This window comes from Paenibacillus sp. J22P15, assembly GCF_056269345.1.
Genome location: NZ_JBWDNT010000008.1, coordinates 1 through 19,892, shown reverse-complemented (window position 1 = coordinate 19,892; position 19,892 = coordinate 1). Strand labels below are relative to the sequence as shown.

Here is a 19,892-nt window from a genome sequence, read left to right as displayed (position 1 = left end):
ATTCTACTAATAAAAAGGAGTGAAACTCGAAATGGCAAACTCTGCACCTAATATGGAAGAGTACACTCGTACGTTTTCCGCCTTCAGTGGCGCGGATATTACGGCTACCTTCGGAGGTAGATTAATAGGCGAACTGCAAGCAATCTCGTATTCTATCGTTCGCGAAGTAGCACCTGTTTATACGATGGGGTCTCCAGATCCACGTACATTCTCTCGCGGCAAGCGCGGAATCAGCGGCAATATGATCTTCACACAGTTTGACCGAGATGCTCTCTTGGAAGAAATGAAGAAGAACTACAAAGGTGCGCCTATTATGCAAACCTTCCAGCAACACAGAGCGAATATGGACAATGGTGTCATCTTCGGTGCTAAGGGCACTGGTCGTGGCTACGGAATCCAATCGTGGGATGAAATGATGACAAACCTTGGCTACGGCACAAGCGGCGCAAACATGGATCCTGATGCACTTACTGGATTCTATACGCCTGAGTATGCTGACCAATTGATGCCATTCAACATTACCATCAATGGTGCGAACGAGTTCGGCCAACGTATGGGTATGGAAATCTACGGCGTTCAAATCTTGAACGAGGGCTCTGGCTACTCTGTAGATGACGTTGTTTCGGCAAAAGCCTACACGTTCGTTGCTCGCAAGATCAAGGGCGTTGAAGCAAAAGAGAACCTTCGCACGAGCGGCGGAGACAGTTTCTCAGGATCTGTCGGTAACACCTTTAGATCCAACTTTGTGTAAGAAGATAGCTTTATTCCATAAAGGCAGCGCAGGCAACTGCTCTGTCTTTTTTACATACCACGGAAAGGGTGATGGGTGTGATAGATACATCAAACTACACAAAGACGTTCAGCAGCTATGCTGGGGCTGACATGATTGCAACACTTAATATTCCTGGCAAAGGCCCCATCGTTTTCGGGGAGCTATCCAGCATTTCATATTCCGTATTTAGAGAAAAGTTTACGGTACGAACCCTAGGACGCGTGACACCTAAAGGATATACAAGGGGAATGAGGAATGTCACAGGCATTATGAGTTTTACCATGTTTGATGAATCCATTGTCCTCAGAGCCATGGAGGAAATCGTAAGTCAGGGGTATAGGATTCTTATGGATGAGATGCCGGCATTCGACGTGACAGTCTCCATGGCTAATGAATTTGGTCAGCAGAGTAAGATGACAATCTATGGCATTACAACGTATACAGAAGGACAAGTCATGAGCATCAATGCAATGACGATGGAAAACGCATTTGAGTTCTATGCGCTGGATATCGATCCAATGACAAGGGTGGTGAACGGAAGATGATTAATGGAAGTCAGCAATTCAAGAAACCTGCGCCAAGTGGAAATATTTATCGTCGCCCAGCCGGTCATGTGGAGTACCAGATCTTCAATGAAGACTACTTCTCCAGTGCAGATGTTAACTTATTCTTCGGAGACATTTGGGTTGACGAGGCTATATCGTTAGGCTTTTCGATTCAAGAGAGCGTGCTTCCAGTATACGGCTACGCATCTTATACTTTTGATACTGTTGTACGCGGGCAGAGGATCGTCAATGGATCGTTTGGTATCAACTTCAAGCATCCGAATTACTTGCAGCAAGTACTCGAGAACGCTGGCGCTATCCAATATGCGGTCCAGTCTGCAAAGGCAGAAGGCGTGGTTAAGCCGGAGGACTTCAAGAAATATAAGCTGGATGAAATCATGAAGATGTATGGCAAAGAGAGCTTTGAGCAACTGGCGGATGAGTACGAGCAGGCGCTATGGGGCGTTGCAGAAGACAATCGTGACTTCTTGTCGAATGCCAGCCGAACATTCTTTCCTAACTATGGGTTTGATATTCGTATCAATTATGGTGCGGTTACAGAAGCCATGGAGAAAGATCGGCAGCGATACTATACAAGCGCTGTTCGCACGCAGCCTAACATTACGGTAGAGACCATAAATGGCGTGCATTTGAATGGCATGGCAAAGCAGGGGATTGGAACATCTTCGCAAGGATCACCAATCACTGAAATATACACATTCATTGCAAAAGACATAAATGGCCCTTTCTATCAATCTTGATATCGAATATAATTAAAATGTAACGCATTACAATATTAACGCAAGCTGAGGGGAGCATTTGGGGATGAATGAGGGAAATAGCCAGCAAGAAGATAAAGGGTTCCTAAATTTGGGGAAAGATGAGCCAAAAGAGGAAACGAAAGAGCCAGAATTGAAGGAAGAGGATTCGAATCCTGAGCTGTTCATGGATGGTCCTCGAAAGCAAGAGATTGACGATTGGAAAGCGAAATACCCTAAAGGCGTCTTCTTTTGCGTGTATGGTGATGAGACTTATATTTGGCGCATTATGGAGCGTTCAGAATACCGCAGCATCATTGATAATCGTGATTTAACTGCGATGGATCGCGAAGAGGAGATTACATTGCTAACGACGTTGTTCCCACGGGATCTGACTAGAGATAAATTAAAAAAAGGTAAGGCTGGCATTCCAAGTTTACAGTTTGAAATGGTCATGGATAAGAGTGGGTTTACAGCAAATTCTGCGCCAATTAAATTGTAGGTGAACGCCATGTATACGCAGGCAGACATCGAAAACTGGAAGCATCGCTATGAAGATATATTCCTTCAAGAAATCGACGAACAACAATTTATCTTTCGCGCCATAGGTAGACAAGAGTATCAAACCATCATAGATGCAGATATGAGGATCAGTGAAATGCAGGAAGAAGTCTGCCGTGTGGTTGTTCTTTACCCTTCTGATCACAATTGGTCTTCGGCAGCAGGACATGCTGACACACTATATTCTTATGTACTGGAACTAAGTGGTCTTGCTCCAGGGCATGCCCGAAAGCTTCTTGACGCTTCACGCAATCAGATGATGATATTTGATCACCAAGTCGACTGCCTTATTCATGAAGCCTTTCCCGAGTTTACAATGGAGCAGATCGAAAACTGGCCGGTGCCAAAGCAGATGAAGTATTTGGCCAGAGCTGAGTTCATATTAACCCAGCTGCGCGGCGTTCCACTGCAAACACTAGATGCTTCGGATACAGCGGAGCAGCAAGTGCAGGTGCAAGATCAAGCTCCAGAGAAGCAGGATGGACCGCTAACAAAGGAACAGGTGGAGGCTATGCTGTCAGCCAAGGCAGGTAAGCGCATTTCGTTAGATAACGAAACGAAAATGAGCACCAGCGCAAGCAGTATGCCAGAGCTTGGGTGGTTTGCGGCAAGCGACGGGCTGACAGGTGACTACGGGTGAAGTTTTGGCAGAGGATATCTAATGTTCGTTTCGACAAAGAGGTCAATCGCAAGTATGGAGATGGGCAGTGGGCAATTCAAGATTCATGGCTACTATATCTCCAGATATGGGTTGAAAAAGCAGATAGCATAAAGGGGTGGGATCGTGGCTGAGCAAGAGCAGTTTGACGAAGGCAGATATGCACCTTATCTGGATAACGACAAGAGGAAGCATGCCCGTTATGTCAGCTCCGGTGAAGAACAAGGCACCCCTTTGGCTGCTAAGCTGGGTGTAGGTGCCGCAGCTGGCGTACTTGCATATGGACTCGCACATCGCACGGGCGCCGCCCGCGCGTTTTCGCGTTTTATTGAGATAAATGCAAAGGGTGCCGCGCAAGCACTAAGGCAAACGATGGATCATACAGGTCCACTTCTTAGCAAAAATGGACTTGGCGATTTTAGTCGATTCCGAGACGATTACATGACGCGCATGCGAAAGCAGATTGACGCCAATAAGGACAGAGTAGATGATTTTGCATCAAATCGCGAATACGATGTCATGCGGCAGATCCGCCATCTAAACGAGACGGTTGGCGAAGCTGGCGTATCAGAAGGTCAGCTGTCTTATGCGATGCAGAATGCATTCCGGATGCGTGATATTCAAGCCACGCTGCGCGGACAGTATTCCGATAATCAAGTGAATCAAATCACAATGGCTCTGCAAAAGGGAAGTCCTTCTATCATGCGAGGCGGCAATGAGGCTAAGCAACAGATCGAGTACCTGATGAAAGAAGCCAATCTAGGCGATCAATCCATGATCGACAACGTATTCAATGCTCAGCAGGCTCATCGCAACACTAATTATGCGGGCGGAGATTATGGAGAGTGGATACGCAGAAATCGTGAAAAGCTTTTTAAAGAAGGCGCAGAAGAGGTTGGCACGATCTATCGATCAGAAAATAAGCTAACTAGCGCAATTCGTGGATCAAAGCAAGCAACGGTTGATGACGTCCTAGACATGCACAGCACGGGTAAAATAAACCTTACAACAGACATGCAAGCACAGCTGAACCGCATCAAGTCGATCAATCCTCAGTTTGGTGATTCGATTTTTGACCGAAACATTTACGTAACCAGAGGAAAAGATGATGCGATCACAGGATGGCACGATCTGAAGACTTATGATGATGCTCGGCAGGGCACGAAACAGTTCTTTGCCAAGACCCTGTTCGGCGGATTGTTTCACATGCGAGATCAACTGAACATAGCTGAAGCTACTGACAATATTGGATTCCGAATTTTCGATCCTAAATCGGTGCAGTTTATGCTCAACGCGCAGCGAGGAAATAATCTGAATGCCCCGCTTATGGAGCCGGTAGCCTACATAAATGGGCGAATCCGAAGAATTATGGACGCTGACTCGGCACTTGATCCAGACAAAGAGCTTGAGCTACTAAATACACAGCGCAGAATGTTCCTGACGTCATCTCGATTCGGCACTGTAGCCAAGATATCGAGGCAGGTTGCCGGAATGGGAACCGATAACACTGTGGAGCGAAACGGATTCATGCGCGCGTTTGACCTCGGAAATCAAGACCGTGACTCCGTGTTTAATAGATGGACGGGCATTGTTAGCAAGTTTTGGGACCCCACTTGGGAGCGAAATGAGATTAATCAAGCTCTGGCGAATGGCGTGACAAGAGACAGCTTCTTTGGAGTTCGGCAGTATCTGGATAAATACACGGAAGGCTTGTCTGCCAGAACAACCTATGCGCTTCTTGAGCAAACAAACTCAGGCTTTCATTTAAGAAAGTATGTTGGTGACAACAAATTAGATCTATCTAATCAAGACCATATGATGCAGATGTTCAAGTACCTTGGCGGCGGAGAGGAATACCAGCAAGGCAGCGGACAAATCAAGTCACTCTATAAAAGATACATGCGAAGCCCAGATGAGTTCCTGAATAATAAGTCTCCTATTGGTGAGAGCTCCATTTTGTATGGAGACTACACAAATGTTCAGGACGGATTCAACCTGATTCAGCAAGCAGTCGGGAAAGAGGTTATCCGTCAAGTTACTGAATTGAATCCACGGATCCATGGAAGCTCATTTGATTTCAGACAGACTGTTGCACAGCTTCGTAAAGATGGGCGAATCGATAAAGGCGAGGCAGACAAAGCCCAATCTCTGTACAGTCATTACGAGTTTGATCGTGCAGGTGCCGACATAAATATCAATTCAGCACAAGCAATCAATAACGTAAATGAATTGTTTACTGGAACAAGCCAGCAAGCCCGACAGTTTCAGGAATCCATGAACATCATGAAGCGTAATACGAATCCCATATATGAGCGATTTTCTGGAGGTAAGCCTCATAATCAAGTGGAGGACGAATACCTACTGGTAAACAAGTCTTTTGATTCGGATACATTTCTGGGTCGAATGGGAGAGTTTTTTACGAATCCACTTGATAAGATTCGGCAAACAAGCCCTCTGACAGGTCGAAATAACATGGAAGACTTTACGATGCTTTCAACCTTTATTGGACACCTTCCCATGTATCGGCTGCAAGATGCACTCGGAAATATGGGGCTCGGATTCTCCGATGACTCTCTAGGAAGTCCACTGCAGGCTTTTTCTTCTCTAATGCTGAAGCGGTTCATGCCAATGACCATGGGGGCATCAGCAGTCGTTTACGCTAATCAGAAGAGTGAGGATTGGTCTGGACAGAGTATTGGAGATCGGTATCAGGTCCACTTAGCGCAAGGAAGATTGGATCGTGCTATCGCAGAAGATGAGAGTGGTGAGAACCTGCGGCAGAAGCGGGAGATGATGCTTCATCCGGGTATCGAGCACTTTGCAGCAACACCTGGACTTACGCTTCCGACTGGTACGATTCGCCCCGTTGGGCTTGTGGGTCAGATGCTCACAGGAACCCTTGGATCCACTGTAGATGAGCGAGAAGCCTACACAGGAGAAGAATACCTTAATTACTTAAACAATGGCGTAGATGAGCAGCGCAAAGGCCGATGGTGGTTGATGGGCTCCAAGACAGCCTACCGAGGCGACCGAATCAATGAATTTGCACCCAATGCCTACAGGCAAGCGGTATCAGACTGGGAGTTCTCTGGAACCAATCTGACGGCGGCAGAAAAATACGGAAAGACGAACTTCTTTCCAACATTTGAAAACCCGCTGGGTGTGTTCAGTCAGATTCTCGGCTTCAATGATCCGTACTATTGGGAGAAGAAGCATTACTTTGATCGACCATATCTGATCACAGGCTCCATGTTTAATCCAAACACGATGGCGCTTGGCGATATTGGCAATGCAACAATCGGGCAGCTGATCAAACCAAATCGACGCATGCATCCTGAATACTGGGGAGATCCAGAACTAATGATGAAGCAGGCAGAAGAGAGTGGTGAGGGAACAAGGCCTGATAGTCCTGTTGTTACTAGGTTCACTGCTGGCGGACGCATTGATAATCTTGTTTATGCTACACCAAGTGACTATGGCGTTGATAGCCAGGATGAAGGCGTCCGATATATCCAAAGTGAAGAAACAAAAGAAGCCATGGTGAAGCAAAGCGAAAATTATAAGCAAGAGGTAGGTGCCTACCCTGCCTATGCCACACGCGAACAGTTAGATGGTAAAGGCGAAAAAACAGGCGACCGCATTATTTATGAAATTGAAACCGGTGAGTCCATTTATGTGCCATCTAGCGTCGGAAATAAGGAGCACAGGCCTGAAGAATTATTCGCAATGGCAAGGAGTGGACCTGAGCCAATGATGGATACACGACCTCGTGCCATGTATGCACAGGACTATGCGTACGAAAAGGAGATCCTTCGCAAGCGACTGGCTGATGTGAAAAATCCTAACGATGTGAACTGGAAGCTGCAAGAGGCGATTGAAAACTGGACAGAGCCGCTGGGCGTATACAAATGGATCGGATTTGATGAGATCCTTGGATACGACCCGTATGCTGGAAAAACGGTTATCGAAAAAGCCGATCAGGCAACAAACCTTTCAAGTCAGTTCTGGGGCATGAACCTCGGTTCGCTTGGAAGTGACATATCCGAGATTGGTCGACGCTTTGTTCGTCCAAAAGACGGTATGCTGGACACCTACAATCCGATTCGCAATACAATGCCAAGCTGGATGCCAGGTGAAGGATATTTCCTCAATTTCCATATTGGAGATCCGTATTCCAAGATTCCTCATGGCGAGTATAGGCTGCCAGGTCAAGCATACGAATCCATGAATGAGCTGCATCCAGATGAAACGGGAGAATACGGTGCTTTCGATAAGTTTAAGATTCTTGCCGATGTAGCACCGTGGAGTGATGAGTATAAGTTTTGGCGCGATTATGTCGTAGATAACGAAGAAGACGAAGATATTAGGCGTCAAGCTGCGGAGATCAAGCGACAAGTGGCCAGACGGAAAGACAAATATGAGTTCACACCATACCGGTTCAAATACACAGATCTCGCCTATCAAGAAGTAAAGGTGACGAAGTTTCTGGATGACTACACATTCTTGACTGAGGAATTTGGCGATCAGGCAATACGGCTTGCAGGGGTGGATGTGAAGCCTAAGGCAGAAGGTGTGCTGCAAAGCTATATTCGGCCGGGATCTCGCGTCACAATCGGAGTCGAGGCTGACGAAAGAAAACGAATCTCAGATGATACGTACAAGACGATGAAGGCTGTTGTATACAGTAAAATGAATAACATCAATAACGACATCTTGCAGCGCGGACTCATGAAGGAGAGTCAAACTGATTTCTCGGCAACCGGCGTAAATGCCAGATTCTCAAGTGGAGAAATCAAAGAAGGTAAGCGGTGGGAGAAAATGGCCCACGCCGACACGCCACTTAACACGAAGTTTTTACAGGTGCGATCTGCGCTGGAAGAGTATGAGCGAGATCATGTATTCGGAAAAGACTGGGCCACATGGGAAAACTTCATGCTAAATGATTACGTGATTCCAGGATTCCAGAGCCGTGCAAGTAAGGATACGATGACGGCAGGTGCACTAGGTGCTGCATCAGGATTCTTTGTCGGATCGATCTTCTTTGCTGGGCATAAATATGCCAAGCTGGTGGGCATGGCTATCGGCGGATCATTGTCGGCAGGAGGAAGTCTGTGGCGACAGGGCTACGAGAAGGCTACTGGTGAGACATGGGTTCCTGAGCGCAGACGGAAAGAGAATGAGATCAATGAATACTTTGATGTCTTGAAGTACATGAAGGCACAAGGGATGTACAGCAAGGCCAGGGAAGAGGCAATTGCAGCTGGATACGATGTGGACGATATGATGACGCAGCTTGATCTGCGAAAGAATCAAAACAAAGAGCAGAAGCAGGCGCTTGAAAATGAAAAGCGAAAACTGTTTGTTGAGCAGCCAGGTGGCTGGGAAGATCGGCGGAAAGAAATCAATATGGAGCTTGAGAAGATAACCCTCGACAAATATGAGCAGGAGTTGCCAGAGCCAGTCTACAAGGCACTCATGTACAAGGAGAAGATTGGTGAGACCTTGTATGGTGCTGATCCATACGGAGACCGCATGAAGCTGGCGAGGGCTTTCCCGGGTAAAGAGAAATGGTTCTTTGATTCCTTTGCAGATGCCCCTCTAGCAGAGCAGGATCGTATCTTGCAGCTTGTTCCTGAGAGTCAGCGTCGTATTTATAAGGCGCTATGGGGAATGGGAGAAGAGGCACCAAAGCCGTTAGAGGAGATCTTCGATAAATACTACCTGCCGGATGCGGACTGGGCTGGATGGAGACCAGAGTTCAATCTGGAGGACATTCGAACCAATGTCATCAAGAATGAAGACTTGGATCTAAGCGACATGGATATTTGGCCGGATGACGAAGCTGCAGCAGCTGTGTCTCCTGCGCTGAACTATGATGGCGACAATGATATATATGAAGAAAATAACTTCCAGGGGTATCAGCAGATGCAACAGAACATCCAAGCTGTACTGGAGGGGCAAGGACTGTACGATGTACAAGTCATTGTCACACCAAACAACTCGACGCAGACTCGAGTGGAGATGAATTATGAAGCTGATCGAAGGGCTGAAATAGACAGTTATCTCCGCGAAAATATGGGAAATCTCCTATAAGGACGTGACAACATGGCAAATATAAATGATTTCTTAATTGCGCAAGGTATTCCATTGGTACAGTCAGGCACCCAAGATCAGTGGGTGCCTCTTGGCGTATTTGGAGATGTGAGATCGAAATACGTGGAAACGTCTCCGGATCGAGCTAAGCTGATTGCTGAAATCAATGACGATATTAATAATGCAAAAAGATCGAGGTCTCCGTATATCTCCCATGGAGGCAAGCGCGTCCTTCAAGAATTGAGGACGCCAAATAATCAGGGCGCACAAGAGGCGGTTAAAATCTTTAAGGAGTTCGCTGACCGCGTATCGAATCCAAAGAGTCGAAAAAACGGACTCATTTCCTACGACATCGAAACACTCGGAGATCAAGATATTGCAAGAAGCTTCTGGTCGCAGGAGATTTCGGCTGTAGGGTTTGAGCGATATAAAGTCAGCGAAGGCGTATATGACTTCCGTGAAACAGGTAAAGTGTTCAATGCGCTTGTGGCACCAAACGAACAACAAAGCATGGATATGAGGAGTCTGATAGAGCGGGTTCGAAATGATCCTCGCTCACTGCGTACGATGACGTCATCGCAGCAGCGATCACTAATTGACCTTATGCGATACTCCTCTCTTGATGCTGGAAGCGGTCCAGCGATACTTGAGAAGCTTTCGGGGCAAGCAGATGATGTTATCAATTATAAAATAAGACACAATCGTGTTGTCGATGAGCTTCTGTCAAGCACGGGTGTAATAGATAGTGCCAAATTTGTTCGCTACTCAAATGATTATTTGAGTCACATGATGTCAGGATTAAATGCCCTCTCCACGCATGGTGAACAGGATGCAGCTGGTGTCATGACGAAGTTCAATGCCTATGTCGAGAGAAACAAAAATAAATATTTTGTTTCACATAATGGAGAAAAGTTTGATATTCCGGCATTGAAGAAAATAGCTTCAGGGCTAGGTGTCAACTTTAATGGTCCAGCAAGCCACATTGACCTACTCCAAGTGCTACAGGCTGCCTATCCAAATATGCGCGAGTTTCACAGTGACTTCAACAATCCGCTTGAACCAGGATCATCTGGGCATGGGCTCGCTACCCTGCATGAGGTTGTCAAAACAACACTTGGTAAAGTAGACGAAGATGCACATACTGCCTTGGACGATAATAAGAATCTTGGTCAAGCTATCGGCAAGATTCATGGCAAGGTTGGAAAAAGGATCAGTGAAGCGAAGTCAGAAGGATTGGATCGATTAATAAAAGAACTTCAGGGTCAAATGAAAAAAGATACGTTTGACATGGTAAAAAAGAAGCTTCTAAATCAGGAAATGGCTTTTATGGCGGCCGGGTCTGACGTAGAGGTACGTGCGGTTCTAGCCAAAGCTGGTATAAAGAGTCCATTTATTGTAGATAAAATTGTAAAGGTCAATAATGAGATTCGACTCGACTTTAATTTTCATCCCACGGAATTAACATGGAGTGACAAAGAAATCAAAAAGGGCACAAAGGTCTTTTCTGTTGGCGGCGCGAGAGCCAGAGATCTTTCCATGGATCATCAGGCAGAGCTTGGCCCAGATGGAAAATACACAGCCAAAGGTATGGATTTTAATCGATCTGTTATCGGATCGAAATCCTTTTATCAAATAAAGGATCTTATTGATATATCGAAAGTTGTAAATGGGACTCCAATGACAAGGCTCGCCTTAGAGCTTCTCGATGAAGAAAGTGGCAAAACATCTTTTGTCGTACGTGAGGGTGACCGGGCGTTCGAAGATATTTCTGAGTTCATTCAGCGGCAGTTTTACAATTGGGATGGGACAAACAATAAGGTTAGGTCGGACATTGAATATGATAAGACAGTTGATCTTGCTCGTCGCCGATACGAAGACTTATTTACGTTAACCGGTGGAACCAACAGTCAGACAAAAGGATTAAATGCCGCAAGGCGGATGTACGGCAACGTAAGAAAGTATCGCGACCACTTGGATACTCCAAAGGAGAGTAGGGTGGGTCGTAAGGCTTTTGAGGATACCCTTGACTTTGACAGTCAGTATGAGAAAGGCTCTGCACATCCCTTTACTCACAACAAAGCAGAAAAGAAAGCATTCTTCCGAATGGCGCCTCGTATGCTGGACGAGCTGGATCGATATGAGTCAGCCATAAAAGCCATTGACAATAGATATGTAGAGCAGCCAGGCATGACTGCGGAGCAAATTTCAGAAGTTCGCCGAAAGAAAGAAGTCGCATGGGCCTTCTACGCCAATGAGATGGATAAAGAAGTGGGACAGCATATGGTCGATCGCCCGCTTCGGAAGTACGAGTCCCGAGCTCTTCGATTCACTCAGATGGATGGCGGATCTGGCTATATTAATATGACATCGCGAAGCGCAGCTTCTTCAACGATTTGGGGTATGCTTGGCAAAAAGGCTGATGGAGACAGTCTTCGCCATCAGCGAATGAGTAGTCTTATTATGTCAATGAATCAAAACGGCCTATTTGGAGACAAGGGCGTGACAGCAGAAAGGCTGCAAAGATTGCACAGTGGGCAAAAAACAAGTCAAACCATTCAGGATGTATTGGATGCGATCTGGAGTTCTCCTCACGCCATGCAAGAGAGTATACCTGTATCTTCCGTTGGTAGACGAGAAAAGGTTCTTGGATTATCGACTGATCGAAATGCAGCGCTAATTGATAAGGCACTAAAAGAAGCGGATGGTATTCGTGGCGTCATCGCCATGCATCAATCAAATGGAGTCAAGATATCAGATGACGTCAAGAGCATCTTTGAAACACTGGATGCACAGCATGCCTCATCAGAGTTGAGACCTAATAACTGGAAAGCTGTCGAATCTGTGCTTGAGTCCTTAGCTCGCGCCAGTCAGGATTCAGAATACGGAAATCTGTATTACGGCGTATCTATGAATAAGAATGGTACGGCGATTAAGATTGATGTTTCCAGACCAAGAGACAGTGGATCGACTGAGCTCGATATTATTAGAGGAAGGGATACAAGAGCATCTGCTGAAATTATCCTTCCGCTTATCAGTCAAGACGGCACCATTACCCATGGAAACCAGATTCTAAATGCAAAGGCTACGCTTATCAATGAAGGCGGCACTGTTCGGGACGCATCATCAGCAGAGGTGATTGCACGCGCTCACGCTGATTCAAGCGTAATGAAAAGGTTTGTTGAGCAGGTTCGTGCAGGTAAGTATGATGAGGCAACCGAAGCAGCCGAGCGTGTGACTTCCGAAGAAATGAAAAGCTTGTCCGGCATTCGGCGAAGCCAGTCGATTAACGATACGTCCAAGTGGCTAAATAATGCATCGGATGCAGGTAAGCAGTCACAGGTCAATCCAATTCCAGCCATGATCGAGCAATGGTACAAAGAAGGAAGGCTTGATAGTAAAGACATCAGCAATCGTGACATCATCAGTCATATCGATGAGGGTGCGAGAACGCTGCGAGTTTCACCGCATGCCACGCTTAGAGACATCTTCAGTAATAAGTCTATCGAGATGAATAACGAAGAAGTAAGCTTTGCAGCCAAATATGGATTCAATCTTTTCTTCAACAATGTAAAAGACGACACGGCTGCAAGTGGAACTCTGAGTAGAAGGAATGCACAGGACTACATTCCTTATGGCGGCAACACCTTTATGGGGCGGGGAAATCCCGTTCAGTGGAATAACGTTCGTCCTATTAGTGAAGAAATGCAAGACAATCTAAAGAATATCGGGATCAAGTCGATATGGCTAAATGACATGGCATCCACGCCAATGCAGCATGCGGAAAACCAATCTAGGAACCATAAGGTCGGTTTCGATATGAAGGTTGGATACACAACACAGGACTTCCTTGACAAGAGGATTGAAGAGATTGCTGCAAGCAGTAATGTTGATGCCGCGATTCGTACGGAAGCTCAAATGATGATCGATAATCCGCTTCTCAAGGCCCGCGTGTATGAACAGCAGATGGCAGCCACGAAAGAGTTCATGGATTCTTTTAAGGTGTGGGAAACAAAATTCTTGAAAACAGGGCCAGGATTCGTATGGTCAGAAGAATTTGTGAAAGATGGCAAATTCATAAACGGCACAATTAAGCCAGGTAAGCAGTACGGTGTTGATCGCAACGGAGCGCCGGTGTTCTACGAGCACCTAAATGATGCAGTTTTGTTTGGAAGTCCTGACGACAATCGTGTTGGCTATAGGACCTATGATGATGCCATGAAATTCGGTATTGAAATGGAGAAGGCAACAGATGGTCCAACCATGAGTCGTGGACTGATGAGCGCAATTACGGGCGATCCTGAAATCCACATGCTCTACAACACCAACGTCAAAGGGCACAGTGACTACGGCTCCCTGATGACTGGTCAAGCCAAACTTATAGCGGATCGCGTATTGTCCGAAAATGATCCTGCTGCACAAAGAGCTTTAATTGCCGAAGTGGAAGCCGCGAATCTAGGGTTGACATGGCGAAAAGGTGGAGGCGGATTCGATGTAACCACGGGTCAAGATGTTCCGGCCAATGCGTTCAATGACTTCATGAGTAAGATGGGTATTGCAAACAAGACCTCTACAGGCATAGACATGGCCATACAGGAAGTTCGACTTTACCAGGTTGAAAACTATGCAAAATCAGTGGACGAAACAGGCCGAGTTGTATTGCGTATAGACGAGAATGGTAAAAAGGTTTACGGCGACCATGGCGGTGTAAGATGGGGACATAGTGAGAGTCGCGTCTTAGATAACGTCGGGGCGAAAGTAACGCGAGACTATTTATTCGGTGAAATAGAGGCAAGCAATACTCAAACGGGAAGACTGGATGATGTGTTAAATGTAAACAAGTCTCTGTCTTCTCTAGTCATGAGTCCTGAGGAGCTAGGTATAGCTGGAAAGGACAATGTTCTATACCCAGGAGACTTTGCGCCTATTCCTGAATACAAGAATCGAAATCCGCACACGATGGATAAAACAGTATTTGATCGCCAGCATGTCGCAAATAAGCTAGGCACAACAGCTGATGAGCTTGGAGCGGGATATTGGTATCACTTGCCTGATGGTGGCGAGGAAGGATATTCATTTATTAAGAGTGTAAGTAAAGGCGGAGAGCCTGTGCGGGAGAAAATCGATAAAGTATTTATTCCTTTTACGCACACAGAAGGCTCAAAGGAAAACGTATACCTTCGGGATATTCAAAAACACATTGCAGACATTCATCGAAGGGCAGCTGAGGTAGATACGGCAACAAGCGAAATCGATGCAAGGTCAAAACGCAATGCGCTACAAGGATCACTTGATCGATTATTTAGCCAAATGACTTACGATGTCTCATCATCTCACGGCGAGGGAATCGACTCCGCATTCAAAGTTCATATGAAGAACTCAGGAACTGGGTTATTCAAGTTGATTGATCACAAGGCAAGTGCAAAAATGGGAATTGACCCAGGCAATGTATTGGATGAGTTCACGGTCATGTCTGAGGATAATGCAAAGCGCATGGGCATTTACAACGAGTTGCTTGAAGCTGAAGCTTATCAGGAAGACATCGCACGCAGAAGGCTTGCCGATCCGAATGCAATCATATCAAAAGAGCTGCAGTCGAAGGCAGCTGATGTTATGGGTATGAGTTTGCGTCCACCTACGTTCCATAATGACGCCATGCAGATTACCAAGGTTCGCATGAGTTCTGCCATAAAGGATAAGAACTTTCATGTAACCTCGCTTGCGGCTGAGCTTATGGCGGCGGATTCCGATGGAGACATGAACGGACTAACCGTGATTAGAAATGAAGCCGTACAAGAAGAGTGGCGAAACCTGTACGCAGCTAGTCGTGATGCTCGAAAGCAGCAGCATGAAGAGAGCTATGCAAGCTACTTGAAGAAAGAACAGGAGAGGCGTTTTAATCTTGGAGAAATGGAATCGGGTGACGGAGTATATGGAACCTATGATTCCAACTCGCAATCTGAAATAAATGCCAAGACCGGTAAGGTAGTCATTGGTCGAGCTCATAACTTAAACTCTTCGCTCCAGCAAATTTCAAAACAGTATGCTCCGAATGAAGAGGCCAGAAGGGCGATCGATGATTTTGGTAATACCTTTAACCAAAAGATCATTTCCTCCAAGCATGGTGCACAAGATCTCAATAAGGCACTAGACTTCATTCAGCTCGTATCAACAGCAGAAACAGAGTCTCAATGGGCGCAGGTCCATGCCTATGATAAGCTCTTCTTCGGAAGCCAAGATGATGAAATAAATCCCAATGCAAAAGGGATTTCTGAACTGAGGCAGATTCGAAATAATATTAGTAACGGGGTATATAACTCCAGTGTGAGGTTTGGTACGTCGACAGGACTTGATGTAAATAAGATCGGCGTAGAAGGTGTTGTTCATCAGCTGCGAGGTCAAGGCGACGACATTATACAAACCAATGAGCCGCTGAATATATGGCGTCACTTCACAGGAGTGGAGAATCCAGCAATAGATGGCCCGCAGCCAGCTCCTTTCGTGGCTGATCCTTTCCAGCAAAGCCCGCTTCAAAAGGCGAGTGCGAAGATAGGCGGACTGGCTGGCATGATTGGCAGCGTTGCGCATGATGCCACAGGCGGCTGGATTGGAGAGAAAGGACGACAGGCGATCGGCAGCTCCATGAATGATATTTGGAACGGTCCAAACAAGGTAAGGAATCGTGTAGGCATCGCAATGGGAGCTCTAGCGCTAGGCGGAATAATCGGTTACAATACACTTAAAGAGAAAGATGTTGTAGCGCCTTACGAATACTCCAGTCAAGGACTCTCAGAATCATATGAAACACCATCGCCGGCCATAGGATCTATTGAGTCCGATGGTTCCAGTGGAGCCCATGTGCGTATTAGTGCAAAAGGTAAAGGTCAGAATCAAAATTTAGCCCCTGCGGTCGAACAAGGAATGAGAAGTTCCGGCCACGGCGGGAAGACAAATATGACGATTAATTACCAAGACAACGCATCGAAGATGTCACGCGCTTGGTATAGAGACAAGGTAGAACAGCACATCTAGGAGGAATGATTACATGCCTCAAGCTACCACCGGATATGATGATCGTGATGCACTCTTCGGGGCGCTTCGCGAGCATCATCTGCGGATCGGTGACACACAGTTTTATGTGCCGCCGACCGCTATTACGGTCAGCAGGCGAATGAAGAATCAAAAGGTAAATGTACTTCGTGGCCGCGGCAGTTTTGTAAAAAACAGCGGCCATTTCGATTTAATCATTGACTTGAGACTATTCTTCCCTGACATGAACAGTATCAATAATGAGCTTCGCCCCTTGCTTGCACAAATGAAGAAGTGTCCATTCCTTCCGATTCAAAACACTATGTTGAATGATGCGTATGACATCGAGGCTGTTACGGTTTCTAGTGTGTCTGTTCAGACGATCCCAAGCTTCCCGTACGCCCTTCAAGCTAGTGTGCAGCTCTTTGTATTCAATCCGTATGCCTACATCTATGATGACACCGGTCGGACGTTTGAAGAGATGATTAACTGGCCGCTGTTCCGCTGGAATTATCGCCGCAGCTTGACGCCAGATCCAAAGCGAAACTTTGTTTTCTATGAACCACTACAAGCTGAGTTGCATGACGATTACGTATTTCGCTTAACAGCTGAAGAAGACCTAGTTTTCATGAAAGAGTGGCGAAAAAAACGAAATCAATTAATCAAGAGCTGGATGAAGGATCGGACAGATAAAGGATTCATGGATACGGAGGATGGTGGCGTATTTGGTCTTCCGCTATGGAGCATCAAAGCCACTGATGAAATCGGGGAGAGTGAGTTCGAAAAGAACCTTAATGAACTGTACTCAAAAGACCCGAATAATGATCCAAAGAAGATTCTTGGCGAATACGATATCCATATGGAAAATTGGGACATACCAGGACTCATCTTAGAGCAAGTAAGCGTTGCTTACGAGAACATCATTACGCCTATTCAGATCCAAGAACACGAGTCTCCGACTCACCAATACTTAGGAAGTCAAGATGCGGTGTTTGTGGCAGTATTCAAAACCGATGACATGGAGGCACTATCCAGCTTCGAGACCATGATTCAACGAGCCACCTACTTGACTCGCGAATACAACAAAGAGATTTCAAATGGATTCATTCAGTTTGAGCATCAGCTTGCTCGTCTGTTTGGAGCCAACTATATGGTCATTGAAGATGTCGTGACTTCAACGGTAGAAGGTAGCCCGGGTCTCTATCAGATCACGCTAACCATGAGTTCCTATAATCGAGCTCAGCGTCGTCTTGCTGAAACAAGCTGGATGACGGATAAGGTTAACTGGGAGATAAGTCCACTCGATGGATTCTGGCTCAATCTTGCAGATGATCCAAACCTCAAGCAAGATCCGCTCGGCGGATTCATGGATCTCGATGTGAGAAAGCGCGCGATCTATGACAGCAAGGTAAAGGAAACCTTCAAGAGTGTGGAGATATATCCAGATCTCGAGCTACCTATGTATTCCGAGGTTCGTGCAGCCGGATTCAATGTGCAGAATACAAATGATGGACAGTTTGTTGATCCAGACTTTTTTATAATGTACACAAATCCCATGGACTATGGCGCTTCCTTATCCAAGATTATGAGCGATAGTCCTGTTACGGCAAATGTTCGTGACTTTATGGGGGCCTCTGCCAACATCAATGAAGGCGTCTTAACGCCTGATGGAGCAGCACAGGGGGCGATTGATCAAACAAAGCAGGATCGAGAGGCGTCAAAGCAAGTGTTGACTGCGCAGCCAGCAGGATCGACTGATAGGGCAAATCTGACTCCTTTTGAAACTGAGGTGCTGATTCGAAACAAGGCGTTGGAGGCTGGCATCGATCAAGTGATTGTCCTGGCGATGGCTAAATCTTTCGACGTCAAGCTGCGTCAGTTCTATGAGGTTGGACCGAATGCCAATAAAGAGCTCGGGAATGTGCAAGTCGATTCAGCCGGAATACCAATTATGCTGACAGCATCCATGCTGTTTTATAAAGACGTGAGTTTCCTTCGCAATGCCTCTCATGTAGGCGTCATGAGGGTCAGCTCCTACTTCGGAGACAGTCGATCGCTGGCTTACAACATTGAATACAATGTAGAGCAAGGCATTCAAGGACTCAAATACTATTTGGGCCAGGTGATATCTGCCAATCTCGTCAACGAAAATGTGTACAACGCGTTTGGCATTACTGGAGTAGGCGGAGAGAGTGAAATCAAGAAGGCGCAGTGGGCGGGTGCCCTAGCCATGTATCTCGGATACAAGAGAGAATATAATCTCTTGTTGTCCGAAAACAAGAAGCTTAACAGCAGCCTTGTCACCTTGATTAAAGGGATATTGGATGGTGCAGACAAGTCAATCGAGTGGTCAGATGTACAGCTTGCACCACTGGTTAAGCAGTTGCCAATTGCCGACTACAAGAAGCTAGAAATTCCGCCAATTGATCCTGTCTTCAAAGACGAGGTTATTCCAGAAGAAGCTTTTGAGAATGATGAAACTATTTTCAAGGGCATGCTGCATGACACGATGAAATACGATCGACGAGGGCGACTTGTTCGCGCGTTTCCAACTTTCTTCTTAATGTTTGTGGATGAAGGGCGATTCATGGGATCAGTCAAGATGGCAGATCACTTCTTTGGCTATCGGGCTGTAACAGATATAAGTTATACAGATTCTCGTAAGGGTGCATCAAGCACGCTTGTGCTGGAGATGTGTAATGTGTTCGGCAGCCTGACGGATTCTGTTAAGGCAAATGATCTCACGCACACGAGCTTCGGTGACATTATGAACAGCATCTTGGCACCAGGATCTGCGGCAAGGGAACTTGAGCGCAGCCGGAATCGTGACAAGAACTGGTACAAGTCCATCTATCTACGCACAGGCGCACGCATTCACTTCCGGATGGGATACGGGTCGAACCCAATGAACATGCCTACGATGATGAACGGCACAGTTACAGAGGTGCAGAACAATGGAGAGACCGTATCGGTTATTGTACAGAGCGACGGAATTGAGCTGACAAGAAAGCTAAAGGCTTCTCCAGACGATAAGACAAGAGGTTTCCTGTATAGTAAAAAGGAGCCTACTGAGATTATTGACGAGATGCTCACAGATCACCAAGGGTTCTTTAAAGACTACTGGGCTAAATACGTTAGCAACTCGGCATATGCCAAACACTCCATGGGAATCATGCACTTCGGGGCACCAGGCAATCCAGTAGATTACTACTGGCGAAACGAGTTTCAAGACCGGCCGAAGAATGAAATCACCATGAACATCTATGAGACAACCGGAAAGTTGCATGGAGACAGTGATGGATTCTTCTCCAAGCTCTCCGACTTCTTCGGAATCGGTGGTGGCGACGAAGCGGGAATCAATATGAATCTCTATGATAAGACATTCTGGGATGTACTTACGGTCTGCGCAGCAATGGGTGAGGATTTTGTATTGGCCACGCACCCATTTGATTTTAGGAACACTATCTTTATGGGCAAGC

Annotated in this window: 7 protein-coding genes and 1 pseudogene; all 8 read left to right on the top strand. The window is 46.2% G+C overall.

Annotated features, from left to right (window positions below):
- The first annotated feature begins 31 nt into the window (after nt 1-31).
- Nucleotides 32-751 (top strand): hypothetical protein, encoded by a 720-nt coding sequence (locus tag AC0YN6_RS17405; protein ID WP_475748340.1) that lies wholly within the window; start codon nt 32-34, stop codon nt 749-751.
- 77 nt (nt 752-828) lie between these two features.
- A complete protein-coding gene (locus AC0YN6_RS17400; protein ID WP_475748339.1) occupies nt 829-1,317 on the top strand; it encodes a virion structural protein in 489 nt (162 codons plus the stop codon).
- Nucleotides 1,314-2,078 carry a hypothetical protein gene (locus AC0YN6_RS17395; RefSeq protein ID WP_475748338.1) on the top strand — a complete coding sequence of 255 codons (765 nt, stop codon included), beginning with the start codon at nt 1,314-1,316 and terminating at the stop codon, nt 2,076-2,078. The genes AC0YN6_RS17400 and AC0YN6_RS17395 overlap by 4 nt, the downstream gene beginning before the upstream one ends.
- Nucleotides 2,079-2,142: 64 nt before the next feature.
- The gene (locus AC0YN6_RS17390) at nt 2,143-2,577 is read left to right on the top strand and encodes a hypothetical protein (protein WP_475748337.1); all 435 of its coding nucleotides are present in this window, start codon (nt 2,143-2,145) and stop codon (nt 2,575-2,577) included.
- A gap of 9 nt (nt 2,578-2,586) precedes the next feature.
- On the top strand, nt 2,587-3,276 hold the full coding sequence (locus AC0YN6_RS17385) for a hypothetical protein (protein ID WP_475748336.1): 690 nt from the start codon (nt 2,587-2,589) through the stop codon (nt 3,274-3,276).
- A gap of 144 nt (nt 3,277-3,420) precedes the next feature.
- Nucleotides 3,421-9,387 (top strand): hypothetical protein, encoded by a 5,967-nt coding sequence (locus AC0YN6_RS17380; RefSeq protein WP_475748335.1) that lies wholly within the window; start codon nt 3,421-3,423, stop codon nt 9,385-9,387.
- Between the two features lie 12 nt (nt 9,388-9,399).
- The gene (locus AC0YN6_RS17375; RefSeq protein ID WP_475748334.1) at nt 9,400-16,416 is read left to right on the top strand and encodes a PolC-type DNA polymerase III domain-containing protein; all 7,017 of its coding nucleotides are present in this window, start codon (nt 9,400-9,402) and stop codon (nt 16,414-16,416) included.
- A 13-nt stretch (nt 16,417-16,429) separates the two neighbouring features.
- Nucleotides 16,430-19,892, top strand: a pseudogene (locus AC0YN6_RS17370) (lysozyme family protein); the annotation flags it as partial.

Coding starts and splice junctions, on each gene's coding strand:
- AC0YN6_RS17390 (WP_475748337.1), top strand. CDS start 2,143: ATGAATGAGGGAAATAGCCAGCAAGAAGATAAAGGGTTCCTAAATTTG.
- AC0YN6_RS17405 (WP_475748340.1), top strand. CDS start 32: ATGGCAAACTCTGCACCTAATATGGAAGAGTACACTCGTACGTTTTCC.
- AC0YN6_RS17375 (WP_475748334.1), top strand. CDS start 9,400: ATGGCAAATATAAATGATTTCTTAATTGCGCAAGGTATTCCATTGGTA.
- AC0YN6_RS17385 (WP_475748336.1), top strand. CDS start 2,587: ATGTATACGCAGGCAGACATCGAAAACTGGAAGCATCGCTATGAAGAT.
- AC0YN6_RS17395 (WP_475748338.1), top strand. CDS start 1,314: ATGATTAATGGAAGTCAGCAATTCAAGAAACCTGCGCCAAGTGGAAAT.